Genomic DNA, 24,002 nt, shown 5'->3' with positions numbered 1-24,002 from the left:
AATGGTCAAAGCTCACAGCGCGAGCGCACAGGCGCTCAAGCGCCATGAATCAAACGGAACAACGCTTAGTTGAATTGCTTCAGGAACCTTAAATCGCCTTCATAAAACAGACGCAGATCGTTGATGCCATAGCGCAGCATCGTCAAGCGTTCCAGGCCGGAGCCGAAAGCAAAACCGATGAATTTCTCGGGATCGAGGCCGAAGTTCTTCACCACGGTCGGATGCACCTGGCCGGCGCCCGACACTTCCAGCCAGCGGCCCTTCAAGGGACCGGAGCCGAAGGCGATGTCGATCTCGGCCGACGGTTCCGTGAACGGGAAGTACGACGGGCGGAAGCGCACCTGCAGGTCATCCGTTTCAAAGAAGGCCTTGACGAAGTTCAGGTAGATACCCTTCAGGTCGGCAAAGCTGATGTCTTCGGCGATCCACAGGCCTTCGACCTGGTGGAACATGGGCGAATGGGTGGCGTCGCTGTCGACGCGGTAGGTGCGGCCCGGCGCGATGACCTTGATCGGCGGCGTATGCGTGCGCGCATAGCGCACCTGCATCGGGCTCGTGTGCGTGCGCAGCAGCAAGGGATTGCCATCGGTATCGTTGCCGTCGATGTAGAACGTGTCATGCATGGAACGGGCTGGGTGGTTTTCCGGGCTGTTGAGCGCCGTGAAGTTGGTCCAGTCGTTCTCGATTTCAGGGCCATCGGCCACGTCGAAGCCGATCGAGCGGAAGATTTCCTCGACCCGCTCCCACGTGCGCATGACGGGATGGATGCCGCCAGGCATGCGGCCACGGCCTGGCAGGGTCACGTCGATCGCTTCGGCATTCAGGCGACCTTGCATTTGGGCATCGGCCAGCGCATCACGGCGCGCCGTCAGCGCGTCTTCGATCTGTACTTTGACGGCGTTGATCAGGGCGCCCTGCGCCTTGCGCGCGTCCGGTTCCAGCTTGCCCAGGCCCTTCATCATTTCGGTAATCTGGCCAGTCTTGCCCAGGTAGCGGGCTTTGGCGTTTTCAAGTGCGGCAGCGTCTGCGGCGGCGATAAAGTCAGCCTGGGCCGAGACGACGAGTTCTTCTAGGGAGTTCATGCGGCATTTCCTGTTTTGGACATCAATTCTGGACTCGGTTAGCTAAAATCCAACAATCAAAAACGGAAACGGGGCATAAGGTGTTAAAACCCCTGCCCCGCTCTTTATAACGTCACCCTGCGGATGACGTTGTGCAATAACCGTGCTTACGCAGCGATTTTTGCTTTCACTGCGTTGACAATCGCAGCGAATGCTGGCTTGTCCATCACAGCCATATCGGCCAGGACTTTACGGTCCAGTTCGATATTTGCTTTTTTCAAGCCGTTCATGAATACGCTGTACGTCACGCCATGCTCACGGGAAGCGGCGTTGATACGGGCGATCCACAGGCGGCGGAAAACGCGCTTCTTGTTGCGGCGATCGCGGTAAGCGTATTGGCCAGCGCGCATAACTGCTTGCTTGGCAACACGGTATACGCGGCTGCGGCGACCACGGTAGCCTTTAGCTTGAACAAGAATCTTTTTATGACGGGCACGAGCTGTAACCCCACGTTTTACTCTAGGCATAGTAACTCCTTAAATTGAGTGTGAGATTAAGCAGTCGGCATCATGCGCATGACGGATGTAACATCCGATGCGTTGATGTTACGGGTACCGCGCAACTGACGTTTGTTCTTGGTGGTCTTCTTGGTCAGGATGTGGCGTTTGAACGCGTGACCCGACTTGACAGTTCCACCTGGACGCACGCGAAAACGTTTTTTCGCGGAGCTTTTGGTCTTCATTTTAGGCATAGCAATCTGTCCTCTTACGGACAGCTCCATTTATAACAGGATTGCAGGTGGCAACACGACGTTGCGCTTAGATGCCTGCTTTCACATGTTGTGCAGCGGATGCGAGTCCGCTACAGTTCACGCGGCCCGCACATTGCTGAGCGGGCCGCGCAAATTCTGCCTGGGGTTTGACGCCGCGCCAATGCTGGCACGCGCTGTATTCACCCACAGTAAAACGCTATTGTAGCTTACTTCTTCTTCTTAGGCGAAAGAACCATGATCATTTGGCGGCCTTCCATCTTCGGGAACTGCTCGACCTGGCCATATGGCTCCAGATCGGCCTTCAGACGTTCCAGCATGCGGAAGCCAATATCCTGATGCGCCATCTCACGACCGCGGAAACGCAAGGTAATCTTGGTTTTATCGCCATCTTCGAGGAACTTGATGAGATTACGCAACTTGATATTGTAGTCACCATCATCAGTCCCCGGACGGAATTTGACTTCCTTCACGAGGATGATCTTTTGCTTCAATTTGGCTTCGTGAGCTTTCTTCTGCTCCGAATACTTAAATTTGCCGTAGTCCATCAAACGGCACACCGGTGGCTGCGCGGTAGGCGCAATTTCCACCAGGTCGACGTTTGCCTCTTCCGCCAGGCGGAAGGCTTCAGCCAAACTTACGATACCGAGTGGCTCGTTATCGACCCCGCTTAAACGCATTTCAGGGGCAGTGATTTCGCCATTGATGCGATGTGACTTGTCAGTAGCTATTGTAATTTCCTTTAAAAATCTTGTAAGACGGTCGTGCAGCGAGTTTCCTCGTCAGGCCTTGGTGTCGACTTCAAGTTTGAGTCGCTCTATCAGGGCATCGACGGACATGACGCCCAGATCGACATTGCCCCGCGCCCGCACGGCCACTGTATTCGCATCCCGCTCTTTGTCGCCAATTACTAAGATGTAAGGCAATTTTTGTACGGAATGTTCACGTATTTTATAGGTAATCTTCTCGTTACGCAAATCAGCCTGTACGCGCAGCCCCGCTTTGCGCAGTTTTGTTGTAACTTCCTGTACATAATCGGCTTGAGCGTCGGAAATATTCAACACCGACACCTGTACCGGCGACAACCACAGCGGCATCGCGCCCGCATAGTGTTCGATCAGGATGCCGATGAAACGTTCCAGCGAACCGACGATCGCGCGGTGCAGCATGATGGGCACCTGGCGCGTGTTGTCCACGGCCACGTATTCGGCGCCCAGGCGGCCCGGCATCGACGGATCGATCTGCACGGTGCCCACCTGCCACGCGCGGCCCAGGCTGTCCTTCAGGTGGTATTCGATCTTCGGACCATAGAAGGCGCCCTCGCCCGGCAACTCCGTCCATTCCACGCCGCAGGCGCGCAGGGCCGAACGCAGAGATTCCTCGGCGAAATCCCACGACTCTTCCGTGCCGATGCGGTTATCGGGACGCAAGGCCAGTTTCACGTCGATATTCGTGAAGCCGAACGCCGTATACACATCCATGGCCTGCTGGTGGAAAGCCGTCACTTCGCCGGCGATCTGCTCTTCCAGGCAGAAAATGTGGCCGTCATCCTGCGTAAAGCCGCGCACGCGCATCATGCCGTGCAAGGCGCCCGACGGCTCGTTGCGGTGGCATTGGCCGAATTCGCCGTAGCGCAATGGCAAGTCGCGGTAGCTGCGCATGCCATTGTTGAAAATCTGGATATGGCCTGGGCAATTCATCGGCTTCAGCGCATAGGCGCGGTTTTCCGATTCCGTGATGAACATGTTTTCACGGTAATTATCCCAGTGGCCGGTTTTTTCCCACAGGCCACGGTCAAGGATTTGCGGCGCCTTGACTTCCTGGTAGCCGTTGACCTGGTACACATTGCGCATGTATTGCTCGACTTGCTGCCAGATCGACCAGCCTTTCGGGTGCCAGAAGATCAGGCCCGGCGCTTCTTCCTGGAAATGGAAGAAATCAAGCTGCTTGCCCAGCTTGCGGTGATCGCGCTTTTCCGCCTCTTCCAGGTTGTGCAGATACAACTCCTGATCTTCCTTCTTGGCCCAGGCCGTGCCATAGATACGCTGCAGCATCTCGTTTTTCGAGTCGCCGCGCCAGTAGGCGCCGGCCAGCTTCATCAGCTTGAATACTTTCAGCTTGCCCGTCGATGGCACGTGGGGGCCGCGGCACAAGTCCGTGAACTTGCCTTCGGAATACAGCGACACTTCCTGGTCGGCAGGAATCGAGCCGATCAGTTCAGCCTTGTAGGCTTCGCCGATGCCCTTGAAGTAATCGATCGCTTCGTCGCGGGCGACGACCTTGCGCGTGACTTGCTCATCCTTCTTGGCCAGTTCCGCCATTTTCTTTTCGATCGCGACCAGGTCTTCCGGCGTGAACGGACGCTTGTAGGCGAAGTCATAATAAAAGCCGTTGTCGATCACGGGACCGATGGTCACTTGCGCGTCCGGGAACAATTCCTTGACGGCATACGCCAGCAAATGGGCCGTCGAGTGGCGGATCACTTCCAGGCCGTCGGCGTCCTTGTCCGTGACGATCGCCAGTTCCGCGTCCCGCTCGATCAAATAGGAAGTATCGACCAGCTTGCCGTCGACCTTGCCCGCCAGGGCAGCCTTGGCCAGGCCGGTACCAATATTGGCCGCAACCTGGGCCACGGTGACCGGGCCGTCAAATTGACGGGCGGAACCATCGGGAAGTCGGATTGTAAGCATATTGATCTCCATATCGGCGCTGGCGCCAGGTAAAACTGCAATGAATGGTGTGGACAGAAAAACTGAAAGGAAAACGCAGACGCAAAAAAACGCGGACTAGCCGCGTTTTTCACTTTTTTGAGACAAAGGAAACCCGTTCGACTAGCGTCACTCCCAAAGCTTGGTAGTAGTTCGCGGTGTCATAACCGGTTTACCCTTTCTCTCTAACTGCATTCTGGTGGGCGGTGAGGAATTCGAATCCCCGACCCCTTGGATGTCGACCAAGTATTCTAACCAGCTGAACTAACCGCCCGTAAAACTTTTGTTGATCATTGTATTTCAAATGACCGCTTGCGGCTTGCGCCAGCTTAAAACTCTTAAAAACTGCCTACTGCTAAATTCTGGTGGGCGGTGAGGAATTCGAATCCCCGACCCCTTGGATGTCGACCAAGTATTCTAACCAGCTGAACTAACCGCCCCGAAGACCAGCATTATAGAGAGGCTTTCCCAGAATGACAAGGGCTGTTTTACAGGAAACTTTAATCTGTTTTTCATCCGCTTCCCGGGCGTCAGCCCCCTTTATATACAGTCGGCCCGGCATGCGCGGAATGCCGCTAGAATCGCGGCATGAACTCCACCCTATTCGCCTGGCTGAAAACCCTGAGCCGCATCTGCGGTTTTGAAACGGCCGACTCCTTCCCGCCCGGCCACCCGTATGCGCGCACGCGCTGGGAAGCCGCGTATTTCGATATCGCTTCCGACGTGAAGCCCGACGAGATGGAGCGGCGTCTGTGCGCGGCCATCGCCAACACGCCTAGCGTCTTCGCCTACATCACCAATCCCACGCCGCGCATGCAGCGCGCGCTGTTGAACGTGATCCACGAGCGGCTGCGGCGCCAACCGGGCGCAGGCGCCACGGACCTGGTCTTGTTATTGATCAATGCCTACGCCAGTCCCCACATCGCGGAAGCCGTGCCCGGCCTGCGCGCCCTGATCGTCAACACGGAACATGAAGAGACGAACCTGCGCGTGCATGCCATCCTGGAATTACTGGTGGGCACGCCGCGAGGACTCAATGTGATCGATATGTAATTTACTCCTGCGAACTTGCCTGTCAAATGCGCCACGTCAATTTCGTCGTAGCAGGTTCCTGTACATTCCAAGAACAATGATGCCTGCCGACAACACCGGCAGCACGCCATTTGAAATGACCATCAGGCCAGGAGAGACAATGAAAAAACGTTCAACCAAGATCGCCATGTGGCTGCAATCTACTCTCTTGATTGCCGCCATGGCTGGTCCAGGCGTAGCCGGCGCAGAAGATGTGCAGGCACCTGCGAGCCAGCGTATCGTAGAGGCATTGCCGCAAGATTGCAGCACTGAATCACACACACTCGTCAAGACGCGCGCCGACAGCGGCGATACGCAGGCTCAGCACTTGATGGGTATCAAGGCCTACCTCGGCGCTTGCGAGGACCGTGACCTCGACACTGCGGTGTTCTACCTATCAAAATCCGCCGCGAAATTTTTCCCGCCATCCATGTTCCACCTTGCCAGCGTCTTGCAGCTCCGCGGAGGCGCGCGCGATGCGGACTTGCTGCAATTATTTCGCGGCGCTGCGGAACGGGGATTTGCCAAGGCAGAGATGAACGTCCTCCTGTACTACGTAGACAAAAAGTCCAAGGTCTACGATATTGCCGAGGCCTATGCATGGCACTCTTTTTGCGCGCCACATGACACCTTTTGCGATTGGCCACAAATCAACGAGGCACTATCTCACATGAGCAAAAGAGAGAGGGAAAGGGGAGAAATACTCAAGGCCAGCTTGTTTGAAAAAATGAAATCCGTTGAAAGATTCGACGATATATTTTGCTGCGCTGGCACGAGGGTTGGCTCCGGCTCGGGCTTTGGCCGGCGTTAAACATGCATGATGCAGCCTTGGCAAAGCCCACTGCGGGAAATGCCGTACCTCAGCGGTGATTAGCCGGCACATAACGCGCCCGCAATCGCATGAACGGCGTTTCCACCACTCTATACAAGAGCCAGCCCGTAAAGATACTGACGGCAACACTGATCAGTATCGCCGGCGCGCCGTCCGGGCCATACCCCATATCCTGCAAGAGCGGCCGCAGCAAGATGCACAGTTGTTTGTGCAACAGATAAATCGCATACGACCACAACGCCAGGCTGGCCGCGCCCGGCACGCGCAGTTGATACAAAGCACTGGCAGGACTCAGCGCGGCGATCAGCAATAAGGTAAAACTGGCGGCCAGGGCCGGATAGCCGAACACGGTCACCGCATGACCATAGTGATCGGCGAGGAACACGTAAAACATCAGCGCCGTGCCAAAGATTCCCGCCAGCAAAGTGCGATTACCATGGGATGTCAGGCGCAGCCAGGCGCCAGGGTGGTAATTTTTCAGCAGCGCCAGCGCCACGCCCGCCACCAGCTCGTCGAAACGGCACCACGACGCGTAATAAATGTACTTGTAATAGCCGAGGCCGCCACGCGGCACTTGTACGTACTCATCCCACAGATAGGCGCGCAGCAGCATGCCGACGATCAAGCTGGCGGCCACGGCCAGCCAGGCCCACAGCAAGGACTTGCGGCAGGCGGCAATCACCAGCGCCACGGCCGGCAACAGCACATAGAATTGCTCTTCCACGCACAGCGACCAGGCATGGGAAAACGCCGTGCCCGGCGTCAGGTTGATGTTTTGCGTAAACGTCAGGAATTTCCACAGCGGCAATAACGCACTGTCGCCACGGAACGCGGGCCACACATAGTACAAAGCCAGCACGACATAGAAATTGGGCAAGGTGCGCAAAAATCTCCGCGCATAGAAGCGGGGCAAGGAAAAGCCGTGCTCGCTGCGCAAGGCGGCAAAGATCTGGTTGCCGATCAGATAGCCGCTGAGGGCAAAGAACAGGTCCACGCCCGCCCAGCCGATTTCTCCCCAGAAACCAAACGCCCCGCCCTCGCTGACGAACAGCAAATAATGGTTCATGAAGACGAGCACGATGGCCAGCGCCCGCAAGGTGTCGAGGCCGTACAGGCGGGAAGGATGGGGCGTACTGGACATGGTATCGGCAAGGGAAAACAACGGTGGCGCCGATCATGCCACGCCAGAGTGCGCCATGGCCACATTTTTGCAGGCGTGCACGGCGAATCCCGCTAAAATATGCCGACCCCGCTTTCCCTTCCCGCAACAGCATAGGATATGTCCAGCATGAGCAGCGCACTCCACTTCAAGTCCATCAACTACACGGGCCAGGGCAGCGGCCCGCGCCTGATCATCACGGGCGCCGTGCACGGCAATGAAACCTGCGGCACCAAGGGCATCCACCGCGTGATGGCTGAACTCGACAGCGGCGCCCTGTCCATCGTGGCCGGCAGCGTCACCTTCGTGCCCATCACCAACCCGCTGGCCTACGCCAAGGGCGTGCGCAGCGGCGACCGCAACCTGAACCGCAATTTGTTTCCAAACGATAATCCGCAGGATTTCGAAGACCGCATCGCCAACTGGCTGTGCCCGCTGCTGGGCCAGCACGACGTGCTGCTGGACTTGCACTCGTTCAATGCCGACAGCCAGCCTTTCGTCATGGTGGGGCCGCGCAACAACGACGGCCCGCTGCAACCTTTTAAACATGAAGAACAGGAACGCGCACTGGCGCGCCGCCTGGGCGTGCGCCGCTTCGTCGATGGCTGGCTGCATGCGTATGGCCAGGGCGTGCAGCGCCGCCTGGGCAATAGCGACCAGGTAGGCCTGGTCTTGCGCTATGGCGTGGGCACGACGGAATACATGCGCTCGACGGGCGGTTACGCGCTGACCCTGGAATGCGGCCAGCACGCGGACCCGGACGCGCCGGACGTGGCCTACCGCGCCATCAAGAATACCCTGGCCTTTTTAGGCGTCATTGATGCGCCGCAACCGGAACCCATCGCCGACGCGGACATGGAAGCGCTGAACATGGTCGTCGTCCACGACAAGCTGCACGCGGATGACCGCTTCATCAAGACCTGGTCCAGCTTTGACAAGGTCAAACAGGGCGAGCAGATCGGCGTGCGTGCGGACGGCACGCCCGTGACGGCCGAATTCGACGCCTACATCCTCTTCCCGGACGTCAACGCGCAAGCCAACGCCGAGTGGTATTACCTGGCGCGGGTGGCCAGCAGCTTTTGATTAGTGGCCGACCGACTTGGAAAACAAGTTAATGACGAGCACGCCGGCAATGATCAGCCCCAGGCCGATCAAGGCCGGCGTATCGAGGCTTTGCTTGAACCAGAACCAGCCGACGGCGGAAATGAGCACGATGCCCACGCCGGACCAGATCGCATACACGATGCCGGTAGGAATAACCTTCAAGGTCAGCGACAAACACCAGAACGCGATGCTGTAGCCAATCACGGTGATGATGCTGGGCCACAGGCGGCTGAAACCATCGGACGCCTTCAAGGCGCTGGTGGCGATGACTTCCGCGATGATGGCGATGGCCAGGTAGAAATACGTCATGGCAAGGCTCATGCTTGCATCCTTTCAAAGAGGGCGGAAACAACAACGCCTCGCCCGTCACCCGCTCAGGCAGGCAACGCGACGCCGCGGGGCGCGTCAGGAAAACCTTATTGCGGGCTGAGCAGCTTCAAGCCCAGGATGCCCGAGACGATCAGGGCAATGCAGGCGATGCGCGCGGCGCTGGCCGGTTCGCCCAGCACCATGATGCCGAAGATGGCCGTGCCCACGGTGCCGATGCCTGTCCAGATGGCGTAGGCCGTGCCCAGCGGCAAGGTGCGCAGGGCCAGGCCCAGCATCACCACGCTGCCCAGCATGGACACCGCCGTGAGGACGGATGGCACGAGACGGGTAAAGCCGGCGCTGTATTTGAGGCCGATGGCCCAGCCGATTTCCAGCAAGCCAGCCAAGACCAGGATGATCCACGCCATGATTATTCTCCCGAGGCGGCAGGGTCGTCCCCGCCATGCAGCCCCACATCGAGCGGGGTCGTCCCCACAGGAGCAAAGGGAAAAGTATACCATTCGGTGAAAGGTCTTGCCGCCAGTACATTTTTTCCAGTGCGGCCGCTCCAATCAAATATTGCCAAAAAACATGCTTGTGGCAGCATAATTGCTGAATCCAAAACTTTCAGGAGCGACGATGCACGTTCTGGCCCAGATTCTGACGGCGATCATTATGCTGTTGCACATCTACATCGTGCTGCTGGAAACCCTCCTTTTCGATACGCGCGGACGCAAGGTCTTTGGCCTGAGCAAGGAAAAAGCGGAAATCGTCCGCCCTGCCATGTCCAACCAGGGCTGCTACAACGGCTTTCTCGTCGCGGCCCTGGCGCTGGGCTTTTTCTACCCGGACGCGGCCATCGCCCATGCGTTCACCGTGTTCGGCCTGGCCTGCATCGCCGTCGCCGGCCTGTGGGGCGCGATGACCGTCATGACGCGCATCCTCTACCTGCAAACGGTGCCCGCCATCCTCGCCCTGCTGCTGTTTCACTTCGCCTGATYCCCGCCGGGCGGCCAGCGGGCCGCCCCGCCTGAAAAATCCCCCGGCCAGCACGTTTTTCATTTATATCGTAATATGACGATATTGAAATTCACAAAAGACGATACATATATCGTTTGAAGACGAACATCGACCAGGAGAAACAGCATGGACATCGACGCCATCCACAAGGCGCTGGCCAATCCCGTACGGCGGCAGATCCTGCAATGGCTGAAGGAGCCGGAGCAGTATTTTTGCGAACAAGACCATCCGCTCGACTTCGGCGTCTGCGCCGGCCTGATCGACCGCCGGCTGGGGCTGTCGCAGTCGACGGTCTCGGCCCACCTGGCCACCTTGCAAAAGGCCGGCTTGATTTCCGCCAGGAAAGTTGGCCAATGGAGCTTTTTCAAGCGCAATGAAGCCACCATCGAGGCCTTTCTGGAGCACATGCAGCAAGGTCTGTAACAGCAACCCCATCCATATCGCCGTCCGCGGCACTCTCGACAGGAAAAATAGCAATCATGACAACCTTATTCGACCCCATCACCATCGGCAGCCTGCAACTGAAAAACCGCATCATCATGGCGCCGCTGACGCGTTCGCGCGCCGGCAATCCGGGGCGCGTGCCCAACGCCCTGATGGCCGAGTACTACGCGCAGCGCGCCTCGGCCGGCATGATCATCTCGGAAGCGACGGCCGTCACGCCGCAGGGCGTGGGCTATGCGGACACGCCGGGCATCTGGTCCGAGGAACAGGTGGAAGGCTGGAAACACATCACCCGCGCCGTGCATGAGGCGGGCGGCCTGATCGTGCTGCAACTGTGGCATGTGGGCCGCATTTCCGCGCCCCTGTTCCTGAATGGCGACTTGCCCGTGGCGCCCAGCGCCGTCAAGCCGGCCGGCCATGTGAGCCTGGTGCGCCCGCAACAGGAATTCGTCACGCCGCGCGCGCTGGACGCGGAAGAAATCCCCGGCATCGTGGCCGCCTACCGCCTGGGCGCCGAAAATGCAAAGAAAGCGGGCTTCGACGGCGTGGAAATCCACGGCGCCAATGGTTACTTGCTCGATCAGTTCCTGCAAGACAGCACCAACTTGCGCACGGACAACTACGGCGGCGCGATCGAAAACCGCGCCCGCCTGATGCTGGAAGTGACGGATGCGTGCATAGAAGTATGGGGCGCCGACAAGGTGGGCATGCACCTGGCGCCGCGCCGCGACGCGCACGACATGGGCGATTCCGACCCGCGCGCCACCTTTGGCTACGTGGCACGCGAACTGGGCAAGCGCGGCATCGCCTTCATCTGCGCGCGCGAAGCGCTCGGTGACGACCGCCTGGGCCCCTACCTGAAGCAGGAGTTCGGCGGCGTGTACATTGCCAACGAAAAAATGGACAAGGCGGCGGCCGAAGCCTTGCTGGCCAAGGGCGAAGCCGATGCCGTGGCCTTCGGCCTGTGGTTCATCGCCAACCCGGACCTGCCCATCCGCCTGCACAGCGATGCGCCGCTCAACCCGCTGAACCCGGCCACCCTGTACGCCCCGGACGCGGCCGGCTACACGGACTATCCGGCGCTGGCCTGAGCAGCCAGCGGATAGACAACTGGCAAATAGATAGCTAACAGCCAGCGAATCGCCGACAAACCAGCGTGCAGCGGTCCACCCGCGGCGCGCCCCGCCCTTTGCGGCGGGCGCAACGATACAAGCGCAGAAAAAGCGCGGCTATCGAAACGCCCGCCGTTTGTTTTATCTCAACACCAAATGCGCAACACCCGGGCCGCTCAACGCCATCGGCGCCGCGCCGGACGCGCGGGCCGGCGCGCCTGGGCGCTGCTGAAGACGCGGTAAATGACCTCGGCCGGCACGGCATGCTCGCGCAGATAAGCCGTCGCCACCGTCCTGCCCAGGGCGTGGTGGAAAGCGACGCCCCGTTCGACCAGCTCGGCCATCGCCTTGTCCGTTCTGACATTCTCCCCGTCATTGCTGCTATTGAATGCATCGATACTGTTCTTCATACCATGGCTCCATGTCTGGTGGATCTACACTGCATCAAGTTTTGACCACATGGCAGGCATTTAGTGCCCGGCGCAGAGCCCGGGCATGGTTAAAATGGCAGTACGAAGAGCCCCGATACCGCATGGATAGCGGGCCCGGCTGCTTGTCGCCACCGCCAGCCCCGTATAGAATGCCTGCGCAGAATTTTGCTTCAAGGAAAATGGCCATCAGCGCCATCCCATTAAAACAGTGTCACTGAAGGGTATCAATGGACGATTTATTCATACAGCCGGGCGCGCTGCCCACCTGGCACCAGCGCTGCGCGCTGCGGGTGCTGCACCTGTTCGGCTGGCGCATGCGCTTTCGTCCCCTGCCGGGACCGCGCGGCATCGCCGTCGTCTACCCGCACACGTCGAACTGGGATTTCATGGTGGGCCTGTTCGGCAAATGGGCGCTGTCGCTGCCGTTCCGCTGGCTGGCCAAGGACTCCCTGTTCCGCGGCCCCATGGGCAAGGTGCTGCGCTACCTGGGCGGCGAACCGGTCGACCGCAGCACCACCAGCGGCACCATCGGCCGCCAGGCCGAACGCATGCTGGCCGCCGACTGGTACTGGCTGGCCATCACGCCGGAAGCGACGCGCAGCTACCGCCCGAACTGGAAAAGCGGCTTTTATCACCTGGCGCTGGCCGCCAAGGTACCCTTGCTGCTCGTCTACATCGACTATCCGAACAAGGTGCTGGGCGTCGTCGACCATTTGTACTTGACGGGCGACAAGGAGGCCGACATGGCGGCCATCGCCGCCGTATATGCGGGCCATCAGGGCTTGCATCCGGAAAAGGCGGCGCCCATCGTGCTGTCCGAGAAGCGCCCCGGCGCTTAAACGCGCTTAAACGATTAAGCAAGCCCCATCAGCACCACGCCGGCGGCCGTGATGGCCACGCCGGCCAGGCGCAGCACGCGCCCGGCCAGCACCTGGCCGGTGAAACATCCAGCGCACAGCAGCATGGCCGAGGCCAGCAGGAAGCCGCAGGCGGCCGAGGCGACCGGCAATTCCTGGCCATGCGCATTGCCATGCGCCAGCGCAAACATCCCCACCAATCCCAAGCTTAGCCAGTTCGGCAAGGCCAGCGCCAGCGCGATGGCCAGTCCCGCCAGCGCCACCGTGGCGGCGATGCCCGTTTCCAGTCCTGGCACCGTCAAGCCCGCCATGCCGGCCAGCGCGCCAAGCAGCATCATGCCGAGGAAAGTGGCGGGCTGCCTCCAGCCGCGGCGCTGCTGGCCGCCCCAGAGCCCCACGCCCAGCATGGCCAGCAAATGGTCGATGCCCGTGAACGGATGGGCAAAACCGGCCAGCAGGCCCGCGCTCTCGCCATGACCGGGATGGGCCATGGCAGGCAAGGCCAGCAGGCACAGCGCGGCCGCGGCGGCCGTTTTCCTCATCAGTGTTGCGCTCATTGCAGCTCCTTGCCGGGTTGATCGAGCAAACCTTGCTCGCGGATAAAATCAATGACGACCTGCACGCCGTCGCCGCTGCGCAGGTTGGTAAACACGAAGGGGCGCTCGCCGCGCATGCGCCTGGCGTCCTGCGCCATCACGTCGAGGTTGGCGCCCACGTAGGGCGCCAGGTCCGTCTTGTTGATAATGAGCAAATCGGAGCGCGTGATGCCGGGCCCGCCCTTGCGCGGGATCTTTTCGCCGCCGGCCACGTCGATCACGTAAATGGTCAGGTCCGACAGTTCCGGGCTGAAGGTGGCGGCCAGGTTGTCGCCGCCCGATTCGACCAGGATCAGGTCGAGATTGGGAAAATCGGCCTGCATGCGCGCGATCGCTTCCAGATTGATGGACGCATCCTCGCGGATGGCCGTGTGCGGGCAGCCGCCCGTCTCCACGCCCATCAGGCGTTCGGCCGGCAAGGCATCGGCGCGCAGCAGGATTTCCATGTCTTCCTTGGTATAGATGTCGTTCGTGATGACGGCCATGTCGTAGCGCTCGCGCATGCCCTTGCACAGCATTTCGCACAGGGCCGTCTTGCCCGAGCCGACGGGGCCGCCGATGCCCACGCGCAGGGGGTTTGAGGTAATCGATGTCATGTTGTGGTCTCTCGGTGTAGTGTTCAGGAACGGTACAGGCGGCTGTACTGCACTTCATGGCGCATCGACAGCAGCGACAGGCCCGGCGCCCAGTTGCCCATCTCGTCGTCTGCCAAGGTTTGCGCCGTCAGCGCGGCCGCTTCCAGGTCGGGCCGCAGCGACAGCAGCAGGCGCTGGCCCGCCACCTGCCCCAGCGGCACGGATTTGACGCAGACGAGCACCTGGTTTTCCGCCCAGGCGAACAGCATGGCCAGCAGCGCCTCCTCGCGCGGAATGGCCAGCGCCGCCACGGCGCAGGCATAGGCGGTGGGCAGCGCCACCTCCGGCCGGCCCTGCAGCATGTCGATCAAGACGCCGTCGGCCACGCCCAGTTCGGCCAGCAATTTGCTCAATGAGTATCCCATCTGGATGGTCTCGGCGCGAAATTCCGCCGTGTCGCGCGAAGCGATGAAACGCTCGCTCCAGCGCTGCACGGCGCCCAGGTCCTGCGCTGCAAACGCCTGCATCAAGCGCCAGCACAGGGGCGCTTCCCAGCGCGCCACCACCAAGGTCAGATGCTCGGCGATCCACGCGCGCGCCGTGGCCGCGTCGCTCACCAGGCCTGATTCGAGCGCCGCTTCCAGCCCCTGCGAATAGCTGTAGGCGCCGATGGGCAGGGCCGGGCTGGCGAACTGCAACAGATGCAGCAGGGCCGAGGCCTGCATCATGCGGCGCCCGGTGCATCGCCGGGACGGTGGATCTTCTGCCGCAGCGGCACGGGCGCCAGCAAATGCTGGCCGTGGCCGTCGTGGTGGCCATGGCCGCCGCCGTAGGCGCCCGCTTCCGGCTCGAACGGCGCGCTTTCTTCCGTCACGGTCGCCTGCAAGCGTTCGAGCATCTCCTTGAGCACCACGTCCTTGCGGATGCGCAAAAAACCGTCGCCCACCTGCGCCTGCGTGTGGCGGTTGCCCAGGTGAAAGGCGCAGCGCAGCAGGGTGTGGGCATCCGCGCAGCGCACCAGGTAAGTCGCTTCGCGCGCGGCGACGATCCGCACCACCTGCCCGCCCGGTCCCGTCATGCGCTCGCCGTCGCGCAGCACCGTGCCGCGCACGGTGAACACGGCCACCTCTTCGCCATTCGACAGCACGGCACGCAGCCGGCATTTTTCGCGCTGGTCGTAGGGCAGCACGAGTTGGACAACGGCGGCGCGAGTGTCGTCAGGCGCCAGTCTGGTATGCAATGTGAGCATGGTGTCCCTCGCTAAAATAGAAAATAACGCTGCGCCATCGGCAGCACGGCCGCCGCCTCGCACACGAGCAGCTGGCCGTCGGCGCGCACGGCATAGGTTTCCGGGTCCACTTCCATGTGCGGCGTGGCGCCGTTGTGGATCATGTCCTGCTTGCGCAGGCCGCGCATGTTCTTCACGGCGATGACGGATTTGTTCAGTTTCAACTGGTGGCCGATATCGAGCTCGCATGCCGCCTGCGAGACAAAGGTGAACGATTTTTTCAGGCCGCCGCCGAAGGCGCCGAACATCATGCGGTAATGCACGGGCTGCGGCGTGGGAATCGAGGCGTTCGGGTCGCCCATCTGCGCGGCGGCGATCATGCCGCCCTTTAAGATCATCGACGGCTTGACGCCGAAGAAAGCCGGCTTCCACAGCACGATATCGGCGATCTTGCCCGCCTCGATGGAGCCGACCACGTGCGATATCCCGTGCGTGATGGCCGGGTTGATCGTGTACTTGGCAATGTAGCGTTTGGCGCGAAAATTGTCGCTGCGCGCCGTGTCGGGCGCCAGGGCGCCGCGCTGCACCTTCATCTTGTGCGCCGTCTGCCAGGTGCGCATGATCACTTCGCCGACTCTCCCCATGGCTTGCGAATCGGACGACATCATGGAAATGGCGCCGATATCGTGCAGGATGTCTTCGGCGGCGATGGTTTCGCGGCGGATGCGCGACTCGGCAAAGGCCACGTCTTCGGCAATGGCCGGGTCCAGGTGGTGGCACACCATCAGCATGTCCAGGTGCTCGTCGAGCGTGTTGACGGTAAACGGGCGCGTGGGGTTGGTCGACGAGGGCAGCACGTTGGCTTGCCCCACGGCGGCGATGATGTCGGGCGCATGGCCGCCGCCCGCCCCTTCCGTGTGAAACGTGTGGATGGTGCGGTCCTTGAAGGCGGCCAGCGTATGTTCGAGGAAGCCGCCCTCGTTGAGGGTGTCGCTGTGCAGCGCCACCTGGATATCCATGCGGTCGGCGACGGACAGGCAATTGTCGATGGCGGCCGGCGTGCTGCCCCAGTCTTCGTGCAGTTTCAGGCCGATGGCGCCCGCGCGCACCTGCTCTTCCAGCGGCAGCGGCAGGCTCACATTACCTTTCCCCATGAAGCCCAGGTTCATCGGGAAGGCATCTGCCGCCGCCAGCATGGCGTGCAGATGCCACGGGCCCGGCGTGCAGGTGGTGGCGGCCGTGCCCACGGCCGGCCCCGTGCCGCCGCCCAGCATGGTGGTCACGCCGCTCATCAGGGCTTCCTCGATCTGCTGCGGGCAGATGAAGTGGATGTGCGTGTCGACGCCGCCGGCCGTGACGATCATGCCTTCGCCGGCGATGATCTCGGTGGCGCCGCCGATGGCCAGGGTCACGCCTGGCTGGATGTCCGGGTTGCCCGCCTTGCCGATGCCGGAGATCAGCCCGTTTTTCAGGCCGATATCGGCCTTCACGATGCCCCAGTGGTCGAGGATGACGGCATTCGTGATGACGGTGTCCATCACTTCGGCCGCGCAGCGCTGCGACTGGCCCATGCCGTCGCGGATCACCTTGCCGCCGCCGAATTTCACCTCTTCGCCGTAGATCGCGTAGTCATGCTCGATCTCGATGAACAGTGCCGTGTCGGCCAGGCGGATGCGGTCGCCCTTGGTGGGGCCGAACATCTCGGCATACGCGCTGCGGGGAATGCTGGCCATCTCAATCCTTTCCTGGTGGAGTGTCCTGCAGTTCGCCCATCACTGCGCCGTTGAAGCCGTAGACCTTGCGCTCGCCCGCCAGCGCCACCAGTTCCACGGTGCGCTGCTGGCCCGGCTCGAAGCGCACGGCCGTGCCGGCCGTGATATTGAGGCGCATGCCGTAGGCGCGCCAGCGCTCGAAGACCAGCGCGGGGTTGACCTCGAAAAAGTGAAAGTGCGAGCCCACCTGGATGGGCCGGTCGCCCCGGTTGGCCACCACCACGGTGGCCGTGGCGCGGCCCGCATTGAGGCTGATTTCGCCTTCTTCCAGTTTGTATTCGCCTGGGGTCATGTGAGACTCCTTCAAAGATCGCAACGCTTGCCGGCGGGTGGCCGGCGCAAGAACAGCCCTGGCGCGGGTGACGCCCTGGCTGGCCGGAAAACTACGGTATCGGGTGGTGCACGGTCACCAGCTTGCTGCCGTCGGGGAAAGTCGCTTCCACCTGGATATCGGGGATCATCTCGGCGATGCCGTCCATGACGTCGGCGCGCGAGAGTATCTTCGTGCCGTCCGCCATGAGCTGCGCCACCGATTTGCCATCGCGCGCGCCCTCCATGATGGCGGCGCTGATCAGGGCCACCGCTTCCGGGTAATTGAGCTTCAAGCCGCGCGCCAGGCGCCGTTCGGCCAGCAGCGCGGCCGTAAAAATGAGCAGCTTGTCTTTTTCGCGGGGTGTCAGGTCCATGGTTTTCCTTGTGCTTCTTTCCTGTTCAAGTGTTCCAGATGCGGGGCACGACGGCGGCGCGTCCCAGCATGGCGGGGCGCAGCAGCTGCCAGGCGGCCAGCATGACGCGGCGCGCCGCCTCGCTGTCGCCGCACAGCAGGCGCACCACCACCAGCGATTTCATGTGCGTGGCGCCAAACGCGGCGCCGGCAGGCACCTTGATCTCGCGCAAGGCGGCCAGCACGGCGGGGGAAACGGACGCACCGACGCCGATCAGGGTGGCGCACACCGTGTGGCCGGCAAGGCCCAGGGGGCTGGCCATCAGGGCGCCGCCGGCGGCCAGCACGCCCTGCTCCCACCACAGCAGCCTGCCGCCGCGGCGGATCCGCACCTGCTGGCTGATGCTGCCGGTACTGAAAATTTCGCCCGCGGCGCTGCGGCCCAGGCAAACGATGTCGCAGCCGATGTAGCCGGCGTCTTGCGCCAGTTCCACCTCGAGGCGCAGGCGCACGCAGGCCTGGTCGAAGAAGATGCTTTCCTGCGGCAGCCACTCGATGGCGGCGCCGCTGCCGGCGCGCAGCACGACGTGCTGGCCCGAGACATGGCCGTTCGCGCGGTACCACTTGGCGGCGCCCGGCGACGTGAGCAAGGCGTGCGCGCCCTCGCCCGCCGTGGCGTCGACGGCCAGCTGGTCGCCGCCCACCACGCCGCCTGGCGGGTGGATGATGATGGCGTGGCAGACGGCGCCGCCTTCCGGATACAGGGGCTTTTGCACGCGCAGGGGGCCGCTGTGCGCGCGTTCGACGAGGCGGCTGACGCCATCGTGCAGCGCGAAGCCCAGGCGCAGCCGCGCCTGCCAGGCGCCGTGCGCGCTGGCCTGTGAGGGCGTGGCTGGGTGGGTACTGTCTGGCATGCGGGGCAATCGCGTAAATAAGCGATTACCTAAGCAGGATATGTGCCAGCATCAGGGGAAGGAAAAGTGAGAATCCTGCACCGCGCTGCGGCGCACGCACCGCCATGGTGCATCGGCCGCACCGCGGCGCTTAGGCCTGGGCCACGGCCAGCGTGCGCCGCTCGCGCAGCAAGTCCGTGAATGGGGCGGCCGCGAGGGGGCGGCTGAAATAATAGCCCTGCATTTCATCACAGCCGTGTTCCGTCAGGAAATCGACCTGCTCGCGCGTTTCCACGCCTTCGGCGATGACGCGCATGTCGAGATTGTGCGCCAGCGAGATGACGGAGCGGGCGATGGCCGCGTCGCTGCTGCTGGTGGTGACGTCGTCGACGAAGGATTTGTCGATCTTCAGCACGTCGATGGGGAAGCGCTTCAGGTAACCGAGGCTGGAATAGCCGGTGCCGAAGTCGTCGAGCGAAATGCCCACGCCGATATCCTTCAGGCGCGTCAGGGCCGCCACGGCCTTGTCCGGGTCGCCCATCACCGTGCTTTCCGTAATTTCGATACCCAGGCAGGCCGGCGCGATGCCGTACTTGCGCAGCGCCGCCTCGACGAAAGGCACCGTGCGGTCCTGCGCAAACTGTTTGCCCGACAGGTTGACGGCCACCTTGATGCTGCCCAGGCCCGCGTCGTGCCACACGCGGATCTGCGCGCAGACGCTTTCCAGCACCCACTCGCCGATGGCCGTGATGGAACCGTATTCCTCGGCCAGCGCGATGAACAGGCCGGGCGGCACCTTGCCCAGCACAGGGTTGTTCCAGCGCAATAACGCTTCCGCGCCCAGCATGGCGCCCGTGCGCAAGCACATCTGCGGCTGGTAATGCACTTCGAATTCGTCGCGGCCGATGGCGCCGCGCAGCTGCTGCTGCATGGCCAGGCGGGCGCGGATATCGCTGCCCATGCGCTCCGTGAAAAACGCATAGTGGTCGCGCCCCATTTCCTTGGCGCGCACCAGGGCCGTGTCGGCATGGCGCAGCACGTCGTCGAGGCTGTTGCCGTCGGCCGGGCACAGGGCGATGCCGATGCTGGTGGTCAGCGCCAGGCGCTCGCCGTCGACGCTGAGCTCTTCGCGCAGGCCGGCCAGGATGGTTTGCGCCAGCGCCAAGGTGCGCCCCAGCAGGGGATCGTCGAGCAGCAGGATCTGGAATTCGTCGCCGCCCTGGCGCGCCACCGTGTCGCCTTCGCGCACGCAGCCCGTCAGGAAGCGCGCCACCACCTGCAGCGCCTTGTCGCCCACGGCCTGGCCGTGCGAGTCATTGATGTTCTTGAAGCGGTCCAGGTCCAGGCACATCAGCACCACCTGCTGGCGGTCGCGCACGGCGCTCACGCGCGCCTGCTCGAAGCGCTCGCGCATCAGCACGCGGTTGGGCAAGCCTGTCAGCGCGTCGTGGTAGGAGAGGAAATCGATCAGGTGCTGCTCGGCCTTGCGCTCGCTGATGTCGAGGAAAACGCCCACGTAGTTGATGACGGCGCCGTCCGGGCCATGCACGGTGGAGACGCTGAGCAGGCAGGGATAGGTGTCGCCGCTCTTGCGCCGGGTCTGCACCTCGCCCGACCAGCAGCCGCTGCTGTGCAGGCCCTGGCGCATGGCCTGCAGCACCGCTTCGCCCGTGTATTCGGCATGCAGGCGCATGATGTCGGTGCCCAGCACCTCGCGCGCGGCGTAGCCGGTGATGCGGGTAAACGCAGGATTCGAGGTGACGATGATGCCGGCCGGGTCGGTGATCAGGATGGCGTCCTGCGTGGCTTCGAAGACCTGGCCCGACAGGCGCAGCAATTCCTCGTTGGCGCGGCGGATCTGCACTTCGCGCGCCAGCGTGCTGGCCACTTGTTCCAGTTCGGCCGTGCGCTCGGCCACGCGGCGCTCCAGGTTGGCGCGCTCCTGCGCCAGCTGCAGCTGCGCCCGCGCCAGGCGCACATGCGCATCGGTGCGGGCGAGGATTTCCTCGGCCTGGAAGGGCTTGGCGATGAAATCGACGGCGCCCAGCGCAAAGCCGCGCACCTTGTCGTCCGTGTCGTACTGCGCCGACAGGAAGATCACGGGCACCTGGCGCAGGGCCGGCATTTCCTTCAGGCGCCGGCACACTTCAAAGCCGTCGAGGCCGGGCATGCGCACGTCGAGCAGGATCAGCTCCGGCGGGCGCGCCTGGGCCGTCCACAGGGCCAGTTCGCCGTTCGGCGCCTGGCGCACCGCGTAGCCGGCGCCGCCCAGCAAATCGCTCAACAGCTTCAGCGACGCCGGCGTATCTTCAACGATCAGTACTTCGCCCTTCGAATTCACTTCCGAAAAATCGCGGTGCATGTAGCAGTTCTCTCAGCTTTGGATGAGGCGCGGCGCTCTGGCGCCACGCTGGACAAGACATTTTTTTGCGGTGAACTACGTACTATCATCATAATCTTTATTGCAATTTAGCACCATCCATCGGCGCCACTTAGTCCGTCTTTTCAGCGAAACCGATGTTGTCAGCCCACACTTTTACGCGAGCGCCAGCGCGCCCTCATTCGCCAGCAAGTCGCACAGCTGGCGGTACTGATGCTGGTCCAGCATGGCTTGCAGCGGCGCCAGCAACGGTGCCGCCGCCGCCGGCAGGGCCGCCAGCAGCGATGCCACCCTGGCCAGGTTCAATTCGCGCAGCGCCACCAGTAAGGCGGCGCGCTCTTCCCCGGCCAGCAGCAGCAAGTCCTGCGCCCGCAGTGCCGGCGGGGCCTCGTGCGCAGGCGCCGCCGGCGGCGGCACGGACGCCTGCACGGGCGCCTCGGCCGCCTGCGCGGGGATGCTGAAACTGAACGTGGCGCCCCGCCCCGGCTTGGACTCCAGCGTCAGCTCGCCTTTCATCAGCTGCACGAATTCGCGCGAGATGGCCAGGCCCAGGCCCGTGCCGTCCTTCGGTCCCGCGCTGTCGGCCTGCACGAAGGGCTCGAAGATGCGCTGCTGGTCCGCCGCGGCGATGCCGATGCCCGTGTCGCTGACGGCGAACGACAACATCCATTGCTCGCCCTCGCGCCGCTCGCCGCGCACGCGCAAGACGACCTCGCCGCCGCCGGCGAACTTGACGGCGTTCGACATCAGGTTGAGCAGCACCTGGCGCAGCCGCGTGGCGTCGAGCAGCACGGCCGGCGGCACGGCGACGCAATCGAGGCGCAGCGCCATGCCCTGCTGCTCGGCGCGCATGCCCAGCATGTCCATCACTTCCTGCAGCAGCGGCGCCAGCGCCACCACCTCCGCCTGCGCCTGCAGGCGTCCCGCCTCGCCCTTGGACAGCTCGAGGATTTCGTTGATCAATCTCAATAAATGATTGCCGGAGCGGTGGATGATGTCGAGATTGCGCTTTTCATCGGCCTGCATGTTGGGCGAGGCGGCCATCAGGCGCGAAAAGCCGATCACGGAATTCAAGGGCGTGCGCAGTTCATGGCTCATGTTCGCCAGGAAGGTGCTCTTGGCGCGGTTCGCCGCCTGCGCCTGGCTGACGGCCACCGACAGCGCGCCCGTGCGTTCGGCCACCAGCTCTTCCAGGTGGTGGCGGTGGCGCAGCAGCTCCAGTTCCGCCTCGCGGTGCGCCGTGATGTCGTAGTTCGAGCCCACCAGGCGCATGGGCATGCCCTGGCCGTCGCGGAAGATCACGGCGTCGGCCTTGATGTAGCGGATGGCGCCATCGGGCCACAGGATGCGGTACTCGTGCGTGAACGCATGGCCTGCGTGCAGCGCCGCGCGCAGGGCCAGCTTTGCCGCCGGCACGTCGTGCGGCACCAGCGCCGCGCGCCAGATCGCTGCCGGCGCCGTGGCGCCGCCCGCATCGGCCTTGAACTGCGTATACATCTGCTCATCCCACTGCAAGTCATCGCTGACGACGTTCCAGTCCCAGATGCCGATGCTGGCCGCGCCCGTGGCCATCTGCACGCGCTCCTCGCTGCGCTGCAGGGCGCGGTAGCGGCTGTCGAGCAGCGCCACCATGTCGCGGATGCTGCGGTACAGGGTCCGCAGCTCGCCCAGGAACCAGGCTTTCGGCGGGGTGCCGAACGCTTCGCTCTGCCCCGCCCTGACGCCGGCCGCATACTGGCCGATGGCGCGCAGGGGCTTGATCATCAGGCACCACATCAGCAGCCAGATGCTGGCCACCAGGATCACGTCGAGCGCCACGATCATGGCGCCGATGGCCAGCGCGCGCTGGCGCAGCTGCGCATGCAGCAGGGCCGGCGTGGCATACACGGTGACGGCGCCGATGACTTGCCCGCCCATCGTCACCGAGCGCCGCGCCACCAGCAGGCCGGGATCGTCGGGCAGCGCGGAGACGCTCTCGAACGCGCCGTCGCCGTTGCGGCGCAGGGCCAGCGTCTCCTTGCCGATGCCGGGCGTGAGCGCGCTGGCCACCAGGTCGCGCTTGCCCAGGGTGCTGCGCATGATGGCCAGCATCTGCTTTTCATCGAGGTTCCACAGCGGCAGTTCGATGGCCACGGCCAGCTGGTCGGCGCTGACCGACAGGCTGCTGTGCAGCTGCTGCCAGCGCTGTTCGCGTTCGGACTCGTAAAACAGCACGGCGAACACCAGCAGCAGCGCGGTGACGACAAAGGTCAGCGCCACGCTGACGGCCAGCACGATGGACACGCCGCCCAGGCGCGCATGCTTGAACGACGGCTGCATCATGCGTCGGCGCCTTGCGCGAACGTCGACGCCACGGGCCGCGCCAGCGCCGCGCACAGCTGCTGGTACTGGTGCTGCTCCAGCATGGCGCACAGATGCGCGGCCAGCTGCGGCCAGCGGGTGGCCACGCCGGCCAGCACGATGGCGCTGCGCCGCAGGTCCAGCGCGCGCACCGATTCGAGCAGCGCCTGCCGTTCGGCCGCATCAAGATGGTCCAGCGCCTGATCCAGATCAAAGGCGTCGGGCGGCGCGCCGTCCGGCGCCTGTTCGCTGGCGGCGGCGCGCTGGAAGCGCAAGCCCAGCTGCTGCTCCAGCATGGCGAACAGGTGTTCCTGCTCGATCGGCTTGCGCAGGAAGCCGTCGGCGCCGGCCGCCAGCGCCTCCTGCTTTTCTTCCTCGAAGGCGGAAGCGGTCATGATCACCAGGCGCGGCTGCGCCAGGCCATCCTGCGCGCGCAGCCAGCGCGTCAGCGCCAGGCCGTCCATGTCCGGCATGCGCCAGTCGCTGAGCACCATGTCGTAGCGCTGCGCCGCCAGCATGGCTTGCGCCTGTGCGCCGCCCGCCGCCTCCTGCAGCAGGAAACCCAGCGGCGCCAGCAGGCCGGAGAGCAGCTTGCGGCAATTCTCGTCATCGTCGACCAGCAGCACCGCGCGGCCGCGCTGGCCGGGCGGCAGGCGCGCCACCCGGCCCGGCGCCTG

General features: G+C 63.0%; 27 protein-coding genes and 2 tRNA genes. 7 read left to right on the top strand and 22 right to left on the bottom strand.

What is annotated here, in order from left to right; translation table 11 throughout:
• Positions 1–65: 65 nt before the first annotated feature.
• The 7 genes from pheS to CBW50_RS06465 all read right to left on the bottom strand — a co-directional run bounded on the left by pheS (position 66) and on the right by CBW50_RS06465 (position 4,978).
• Entirely contained in the window at positions 66–1,082 is a 1,017-nt protein-coding gene (pheS, locus tag CBW50_RS06495) for a phenylalanine--tRNA ligase subunit alpha (RefSeq protein WP_086144777.1), read from the bottom strand.
• Between the two features lie 146 nt (positions 1,083–1,228).
• Entirely contained in the window at positions 1,229–1,588 is a 360-nt protein-coding gene (gene rplT / locus CBW50_RS06490; RefSeq protein ID WP_010399214.1) for a 50S ribosomal protein L20, read from the bottom strand.
• 26 nt (positions 1,589–1,614) lie between these two features.
• Entirely contained in the window at positions 1,615–1,812 is a 198-nt protein-coding gene (rpmI, locus tag CBW50_RS06485; protein ID WP_038493025.1) for a 50S ribosomal protein L35, read from the bottom strand.
• 227 nt (positions 1,813–2,039) lie between these two features.
• Entirely contained in the window at positions 2,040–2,561 is a 522-nt protein-coding gene (infC, locus tag CBW50_RS06480; RefSeq protein ID WP_071650129.1) for a translation initiation factor IF-3, read from the bottom strand.
• 51 nt (positions 2,562–2,612) lie between these two features.
• Positions 2,613–4,520, bottom strand: a complete 1,908-nt coding sequence (gene thrS / locus CBW50_RS06475; protein ID WP_086144871.1) for a threonine--tRNA ligase — start codon at positions 4,518–4,520, stop codon at positions 2,613–2,615.
• A gap of 215 nt (positions 4,521–4,735) precedes the next feature.
• Positions 4,736–4,812 (bottom strand) — tRNA-Val (locus CBW50_RS06470).
• Between the two features lie 89 nt (positions 4,813–4,901).
• Positions 4,902–4,978, bottom strand: a tRNA-Val gene (locus CBW50_RS06465).
• A 148-nt stretch (positions 4,979–5,126) separates the two neighbouring features.
• Between CBW50_RS06465 and CBW50_RS06460 the strand changes: the two genes are divergently transcribed.
• Both CBW50_RS06460 and CBW50_RS06455 read left to right on the top strand, forming a co-directional pair.
• Positions 5,127–5,591, top strand: a complete 465-nt coding sequence (locus tag CBW50_RS06460) for a hypothetical protein (protein WP_086144776.1) — start codon at positions 5,127–5,129, stop codon at positions 5,589–5,591.
• Positions 5,592–5,730: 139 nt separating this feature from the next.
• A complete protein-coding gene (locus tag CBW50_RS06455) occupies positions 5,731–6,420 on the top strand; it encodes a tetratricopeptide repeat protein (RefSeq protein WP_139842416.1) in 690 nt (229 codons plus the stop codon).
• Positions 6,421–6,469: 49 nt separating this feature from the next.
• Here the strand turns inward: CBW50_RS06455 and CBW50_RS06450 are convergent, their stop codons facing one another.
• Positions 6,470–7,582, bottom strand: a complete 1,113-nt coding sequence (locus CBW50_RS06450; protein ID WP_172404693.1) for an acyltransferase — start codon at positions 7,580–7,582, stop codon at positions 6,470–6,472.
• Positions 7,583–7,729: 147 nt separating this feature from the next.
• On the opposite strand from CBW50_RS06450, the gene CBW50_RS06445 reads away from it, so the two are divergent.
• Positions 7,730–8,683 (top strand): succinylglutamate desuccinylase/aspartoacylase family protein, encoded by a 954-nt coding sequence (locus tag CBW50_RS06445; protein ID WP_226935909.1) that lies wholly within the window; start codon positions 7,730–7,732, stop codon positions 8,681–8,683.
• Here CBW50_RS06445 and CBW50_RS06440 read toward each other — a convergent pair whose 3' ends face one another.
• Together CBW50_RS06440 and sugE are read right to left on the bottom strand one after the other, a co-directional pair.
• Positions 8,684–9,013 carry an SMR family transporter gene (locus tag CBW50_RS06440; protein ID WP_071076659.1) on the bottom strand — a complete coding sequence of 110 codons (330 nt, stop codon included), beginning with the start codon at positions 9,011–9,013 and terminating at the stop codon, positions 8,684–8,686. It lies immediately after the preceding gene.
• 107 nt (positions 9,014–9,120) lie between these two features.
• The gene (sugE, locus tag CBW50_RS06435) at positions 9,121–9,441 is read right to left on the bottom strand and encodes a quaternary ammonium compound efflux SMR transporter SugE (protein ID WP_070217981.1); all 321 of its coding nucleotides are present in this window, start codon (positions 9,439–9,441) and stop codon (positions 9,121–9,123) included.
• A gap of 211 nt (positions 9,442–9,652) precedes the next feature.
• On the opposite strand from sugE, the gene CBW50_RS06430 reads away from it, so the two are divergent.
• The 3 genes from CBW50_RS06430 to CBW50_RS06420 all read left to right on the top strand — a co-directional run bounded on the left by CBW50_RS06430 (position 9,653) and on the right by CBW50_RS06420 (position 11,568).
• Positions 9,653–10,012, top strand: a complete 360-nt coding sequence (locus CBW50_RS06430) for a DUF1304 domain-containing protein (RefSeq protein ID WP_086144773.1) — start codon at positions 9,653–9,655, stop codon at positions 10,010–10,012.
• A 147-nt stretch (positions 10,013–10,159) separates the two neighbouring features.
• Positions 10,160–10,456, top strand: coding sequence for a helix-turn-helix transcriptional regulator (locus CBW50_RS06425; RefSeq protein WP_076571682.1), 297 nt, complete (start codon positions 10,160–10,162; stop codon positions 10,454–10,456).
• A gap of 56 nt (positions 10,457–10,512) precedes the next feature.
• Positions 10,513–11,568 carry an alkene reductase gene (locus CBW50_RS06420; protein WP_086144772.1) on the top strand — a complete coding sequence of 352 codons (1,056 nt, stop codon included), beginning with the start codon at positions 10,513–10,515 and terminating at the stop codon, positions 11,566–11,568.
• A 197-nt stretch (positions 11,569–11,765) separates the two neighbouring features.
• Here the strand turns inward: CBW50_RS06420 and CBW50_RS06415 are convergent, their stop codons facing one another.
• The gene (locus CBW50_RS06415; protein WP_086144771.1) at positions 11,766–11,999 is read right to left on the bottom strand and encodes a hypothetical protein; all 234 of its coding nucleotides are present in this window, start codon (positions 11,997–11,999) and stop codon (positions 11,766–11,768) included.
• Between the two features lie 248 nt (positions 12,000–12,247).
• Between CBW50_RS06415 and CBW50_RS06410 the strand changes: the two genes are divergently transcribed.
• On the top strand, positions 12,248–12,859 hold the full coding sequence (locus CBW50_RS06410) for a 1-acyl-sn-glycerol-3-phosphate acyltransferase (RefSeq protein ID WP_086144770.1): 612 nt from the start codon (positions 12,248–12,250) through the stop codon (positions 12,857–12,859).
• Between the two features lie 14 nt (positions 12,860–12,873).
• On the opposite strand, the gene CBW50_RS06405 is transcribed toward CBW50_RS06410, so the two are convergent.
• From CBW50_RS06405 to CBW50_RS06355, 11 genes are all read right to left on the bottom strand, one after another.
• On the bottom strand, positions 12,874–13,434 hold the full coding sequence (locus tag CBW50_RS06405) for a HupE/UreJ family protein (protein WP_226935907.1): 561 nt from the start codon (positions 13,432–13,434) through the stop codon (positions 12,874–12,876).
• Positions 13,431–14,069, bottom strand: a complete 639-nt coding sequence (ureG, locus tag CBW50_RS06400; RefSeq protein WP_086144768.1) for an urease accessory protein UreG — start codon at positions 14,067–14,069, stop codon at positions 13,431–13,433. Before ureG ends, CBW50_RS06405 begins: the two co-directional genes overlap by 4 nt.
• 23 nt (positions 14,070–14,092) lie before the next feature.
• The gene (locus CBW50_RS06395; RefSeq protein WP_086144869.1) at positions 14,093–14,773 is read right to left on the bottom strand and encodes an urease accessory protein UreF; all 681 of its coding nucleotides are present in this window, start codon (positions 14,771–14,773) and stop codon (positions 14,093–14,095) included.
• Positions 14,773–15,297 (bottom strand): urease accessory protein UreE, encoded by a 525-nt coding sequence (gene ureE, locus CBW50_RS06390; protein WP_086144767.1) that lies wholly within the window; start codon positions 15,295–15,297, stop codon positions 14,773–14,775. The genes CBW50_RS06395 and ureE overlap by 1 nt, the downstream gene beginning before the upstream one ends.
• 11 nt (positions 15,298–15,308) lie before the next feature.
• Positions 15,309–17,009 carry an urease subunit alpha gene (gene ureC, locus CBW50_RS06385; protein ID WP_086144766.1) on the bottom strand — a complete coding sequence of 567 codons (1,701 nt, stop codon included), beginning with the start codon at positions 17,007–17,009 and terminating at the stop codon, positions 15,309–15,311.
• Position 17,010: 1 nt separating this feature from the next.
• Positions 17,011–17,340 (bottom strand): urease subunit beta, encoded by a 330-nt coding sequence (locus tag CBW50_RS06380; protein ID WP_086144765.1) that lies wholly within the window; start codon positions 17,338–17,340, stop codon positions 17,011–17,013.
• A gap of 91 nt (positions 17,341–17,431) precedes the next feature.
• A complete protein-coding gene (locus CBW50_RS06375) occupies positions 17,432–17,734 on the bottom strand; it encodes an urease subunit gamma (protein WP_086144764.1) in 303 nt (100 codons plus the stop codon).
• 25 nt (positions 17,735–17,759) lie between these two features.
• A complete protein-coding gene (locus CBW50_RS06370) occupies positions 17,760–18,626 on the bottom strand; it encodes an urease accessory protein UreD (protein WP_086144763.1) in 867 nt (288 codons plus the stop codon).
• Between the two features lie 130 nt (positions 18,627–18,756).
• Positions 18,757–20,967 carry a GGDEF domain-containing response regulator gene (locus CBW50_RS06365; RefSeq protein WP_086144762.1) on the bottom strand — a complete coding sequence of 737 codons (2,211 nt, stop codon included), beginning with the start codon at positions 20,965–20,967 and terminating at the stop codon, positions 18,757–18,759.
• Between the two features lie 174 nt (positions 20,968–21,141).
• Positions 21,142–23,307, bottom strand: a complete 2,166-nt coding sequence (locus CBW50_RS06360; RefSeq protein ID WP_086144761.1) for an ATP-binding protein — start codon at positions 23,305–23,307, stop codon at positions 21,142–21,144.
• On the bottom strand, positions 23,304–24,002 hold a 699-nt coding region (locus tag CBW50_RS06355), incomplete at its 5' end, for a response regulator (RefSeq protein ID WP_139842415.1). The genes CBW50_RS06360 and CBW50_RS06355, both read right to left, overlap by 4 nt.

The sequence above is a fragment of the Janthinobacterium sp. GW458P genome, from assembly GCF_002127585.1.
GTDB lineage: Bacteria > Pseudomonadota > Gammaproteobacteria > Burkholderiales > Burkholderiaceae_D > Janthinobacterium.
This window is presented reverse-complemented; position numbering and strand designations above follow the sequence as displayed.